3 protein-coding genes are annotated in these 4353 nt (G+C 70.7%); 2 read left to right on the forward strand and 1 reads right to left on the reverse strand.

Annotated elements, in window-relative coordinates; translation table 11 throughout:
• Positions 1-987 (forward strand): ADP-ribosyltransferase (locus tag ABD369_RS40090; protein WP_344641577.1); only part of this gene is annotated, 987 nt, incomplete at its 5' end.
• Positions 988-1006: 19 nt separating this feature from the next.
• Positions 1007-3754 (forward strand): hypothetical protein, encoded by a 2748-nt coding sequence (locus ABD369_RS40095; protein ID WP_344641578.1) that lies wholly within the window; start codon positions 1007-1009, stop codon positions 3752-3754.
• A 102-nt stretch (positions 3755-3856) separates the two neighbouring features.
• Here the strand turns inward: ABD369_RS40095 and ABD369_RS40100 are convergent.
• Positions 3857-4353 (reverse strand): ADP-ribosylglycohydrolase family protein (locus ABD369_RS40100; protein WP_344641579.1); only part of this gene is annotated, 497 nt, incomplete at its 5' end.

A 4353-nucleotide genomic window follows, 5' to 3' on the forward strand; every position in this document is an offset into this window, starting at 1 on the left:
GCCGAGCAGGCCGGCGCCTCCGCGTTCAACCGCCCCGGCGCGCCCCAGTTCGACGTGAGCGCCTTCCCCCAGCACGTCCGGCCCACCGAACCCGCCGCCGTCCACCCACCCGCACCCGAACCCGCCCCCGTCCATGCACCCGAACCCGCTCAGGTTCACGCACCCGAGCCCGAACCGGCTCCGGCCCACGAGCCGGCTCCCGCCCACGAGCACGCCGCGGAGCCCGCTCCCGAGCACACCCCTGCTCACGAGCCTGCCCCGGGCCACGATGCGGCTCCCGCCCATGAGCCCGCTGCCGGGCACACGCCTGCCCCCGAACGTGAACTGCCGGACTGGCACCGGAACAGGGAGGACCCCGCCGTCTCGCAGCAGCGGATGGTGGATCAGGAGCAGATGAGGGCGGCTCAGGCGGAGATCTCCAAGGGCACTCGCAGAATGATGGACGACTACGACGTCCTGGACTTCGGCCGGACCTGGAATGACGACGTGAGCAGGCTTCCTCAGTCGCAGAAGGATGCGATTGAGGGATACACCCAGAGCAAGGACGACGCCCCGGGCCGCTCGTACGAGGACATCAACCGAACACTCCGGGGGGAGCGGTCCCAGACAGCGGAAGTGGCGAACAGCGTCAGCCAACTCGACAAAGCGCTGGCGGTTCACCCTGTCCCGGAAGATGTTGTGGTCAGCCGGGGCACCGACCTCGGCCATTTCGACCTGTCCCCGGACGAGATGAAAGGGCAGGTCTTCACCGAGCAGGGCTACATGTCCACCACGCCGGGCACCGATGTGCCCTCCGCGTTCAGGGCCAAGCAGGCGATCCTGCACCTCAAGGTGCCTGCCGGGACACCCGGACTCTGGGTGGAGAGTGCGGGCAAGTGGGCCGCCTCCGAGCGCGAGCTGCTCCTTGGCCGAGGGCTGCAGTGGCGTGCCGACCAAGTAGTCAAGACTGTGGACGGCAAGGTCCACATCTATGGTGAGGTCCTGTGATGACGAAGAAGGATGACCAGTGAGCAATTCCGACTGGACCAGTGATCGTCTCAGCCAGGATCTGCAGTTCAAAGTGGTCGGCGAGGGACCACCTCGCTATACCCGCACAACGGAGCAGTCTGTTGAGTTCGTCAAGGCGATCAATGACCGCGGCCTGGTGACCGGCTACCTCTGGGTGTGCGATGCCGACGATGCGGCCGGATTCGAGCGACGGCTCGTGGACCGCAATCTGAATTCCGACATCTTCTGGTACGGGAAGCTGCACGACGCCAAGGCCCAGGGGCTTTCCCCGTCGCAGGCCCTTCAGCGGCTCTTCACAGACCCGGGCAACCCTTCCGATGGACGCCTTGTCCCTGATACCAGAGCCGTGGCGAGCAGCCTTGCCGAGCTGAAGGGCCTTGCGGCTGAGGGCTGGACGCCGCCGAAGGAGCCGGTTCCGCCGCTCGGGTACCGCCCTGACCCGCCAATCAGCGACGCGCAGCTCAAGCAAGCCGAAGCCCGGTCCGGTTGGCTGTATAAGGTCGACGAGGGCTACGACCCGGCGGGGCGGATCCCTCCGCACGCGGTCGAGGGGGCTTGGCAGGTCAACTCCCGCGGCGCGCTGATGCGGTTCTGGCACAACCCGGCGTACGGCTCCGCCCCAGCAACAGCCACCCCCTCCGGTGAAGCCACTGCGGTGCCACCGATACAGGCCGGCCGACGCCCGGCCGGACGGGCGCTGCTGGACTGGCTGGAGGACCCGAGAGCACCACGGTTCTGCCGCATCGCGGGCTCGTCCGGCAGCGGCCGCACCCATCTGCTCACCTGGCTCGCCGCCGCCTGCCCGCCCGACAACCCCCACACCGGTCGGCGCGTCCATGTAGCGCTCTCCGCCGAGGGGTTGACGGTCCGCAGCGCCACCTGGCTGCTGGCCGACCGGCTCAACGTGGCCGCCAGAACCCCCACCGACCTGATGGAGGCACTGCAGGACGGCATACCCCGGGTCCTGGTGGTCACCGACCTGGACCGGGCCGGCAGTGACCTGCTGCCCGACATGCCCGAACGGATCGCCACCGAACTCCTCACCCCACTGCTCCAAGTCCCCTGGCTGCGACTGCTGGTGGAGTCCGCCTCCGGCACACCAGCCGCCGCCACGTTGACCGCGGCCGCGCCCGGCTGGGCCGTACTCGACCTGGACGCCCCCCGCTGGACCGACCGGGATCGCTTCATCGCCTGGTGTGCCAGACGGCCGGACCGTCCTCAAGTGGTGGCCGACCAGGTCTACCCGAGCCCCGGCCTGGCCCGCCAAGCGACCCGCCTCGCCGCCCTCACCCCCACCGGAGCGGTCCTGGACCCGGCGGCCTCACCCGCCGACCGGGCGTCCGATCTGGCCGCGGCCTGGTGGGCGGCACTGCCCGACGAGCTGCGCCCGGCCATCCGCTCGCTCGCCGCCTCCGGACGGCCGCTGACCGCTGTGGAGTGGATCTCGCTGCCCGTGGACGGCCAGAGCTTCGTCCGCAAAGCGGACGGGTGGGTGTCGCCATCGGCCGACGGCCGGGGGTGCCGACTGGAACCCGAACAGCTCGCGCAGATCACGGCCGGGTCGCCGCCCTTCGATCATGCCGCGCTGGTGCGGGAGATTACCACCGGTCTCCGGCGGCCCGATGGCGGCTGGGCCGACCTGGCGAAGGTGGAACCTGGCTGGCTCGGGCTGCTGCTGCGACACGCCCTGTACGCGGGATGTGCCGACCAGTTCCTGTCGGACCCCGAGTTCCTGGTCCACGCGGATCCGGTCGAGGTCACCGCCGCCTTTGAGTACACCCGGACCACCGGCGGTCCACGGAGCGAACTCGCCGAGGCCTGGCACCTCGGCGGGCCGGTGATCGCCGGAGCCTCCGACCCCGCCGTCCGGGCCGCCGCCCTGCACGCCTGGCTGGCAGGCCGAAACCAGGAGGCCGCCGACCGATTTGCCACCGAATCAGGTCAGGGCTGGCGGGCCCTGTGGTCCTATCGGCGTGGCGATATCGAGAGGGTGCACAGGACGGCGTTGGGATACGGCCCCTTTTCCGGATTGCTCGCGGTGGCCGTCGGCCACGCAGTGCGATTCATCGATCCGGGTACCGGCAGCGACACCGCCAAGGCGGGCCCGGTCCGGCTGCTCGACCGCCGGATCGCAGGCCTGGCCTGCGGCGAGGACGGCGGTCTGTTCATGCTGAACCGACTCGGGGCCGTCACCGCCGTTCCCGCCGGCGGCGACCCCGGCATGCCCTCCCGCGCGGCCGAGGGGCTCCCCGAATACATCGACAACGGGGTCTCCGCCATAGCAACCCTCAGCGTTGACGATGGCCCGATCCAGGCGGTCGGCGACGGCGGCGGTAAAGTGACGTATGTCCGCCTCGGTGGCGCGGCGTTCCTGTCCCCGGACCAGCCGCTGCACAACGGCCCGGTCACCAGCCTCGACCTGGCCCAGGTGGACGGCGGCGTCCTGGTGGTGAGTGGCGGGGTGGACGGCAAGGTGTGGACCTGGATGCACGGGCGCCCGCCGATGCCGGACCCGGTCGACGCCCGCGAGCATCCGGTCACGGCCGTGGCCGTCGCCAACACCCCCAAGGGCCTGCTGATCGCATCCGCCTGGGCCGACGGCCTGATCCGCCTCCGCCGCTGGGGCGCCACCGCCACGATGGTCGACCTCCGCCTCGGCCTGCCCGCCCGCGACCTCACGCTCACCCCTGCCGGCCTGGTCTGCCTCGCCCTCCCCGAGGGTGTTCTGGGCCTGACCCTCGACTGACCACCGAACGCCCCCTGGCGGTCCGGCGGCTTTCCGCACGGACCGCCAGGCCAAGGAACCGATGTCCCGAGTCGCCCTGGTGCCTGGAAGGCGTCAGCAGACCTACGACGGCCGTTGCTCGCCCGGGCAGACCGCGGCGGCGAAGTCGTCCGCGAGCATGGCGATCTGGGCCCGGCCCTCGATCTGTTCCAGCCACTGCTGCGGCAGCAGCCCGTCGCCGTGCCGGGCGCCGAGGAGGTTGCCGCAGATCGCGCCGGTGGAGTCGCTGTCGCCGGAATGGTTGACCGACAGCAGTAGCGCGGACTCGATCGGCGTGTGGTCCTTCCAGAACTCGGTGCGGGCCAGCGCCGCGTAGACGGCGATGGCCAGTGCCTCCTCCGCGATCCAGCCGCCCCCGAGGCTCTCCACTGTCACGGGTGTCGCCGGGCCGGCTGCGGCGAGCTCAACCGCTCTGCGCAGCATGGTGGTTGTCTCCTCGTGTCCCGGGTAGCGGGCCAGCAGTCCCATGCTGAGCCGGACCGCGTCCTGGAGGGACTGGCCGGTCACCAGGTGGCTGATCATGGCGGCGAAGGCCCCGGAGGCGTAGTAGCTGGTCGGGT

The organism is Kitasatospora cystarginea (assembly GCF_039533515.1).
Taxonomy (GTDB): domain Bacteria; phylum Actinomycetota; class Actinomycetes; order Streptomycetales; family Streptomycetaceae; genus Kitasatospora; species Kitasatospora cystarginea.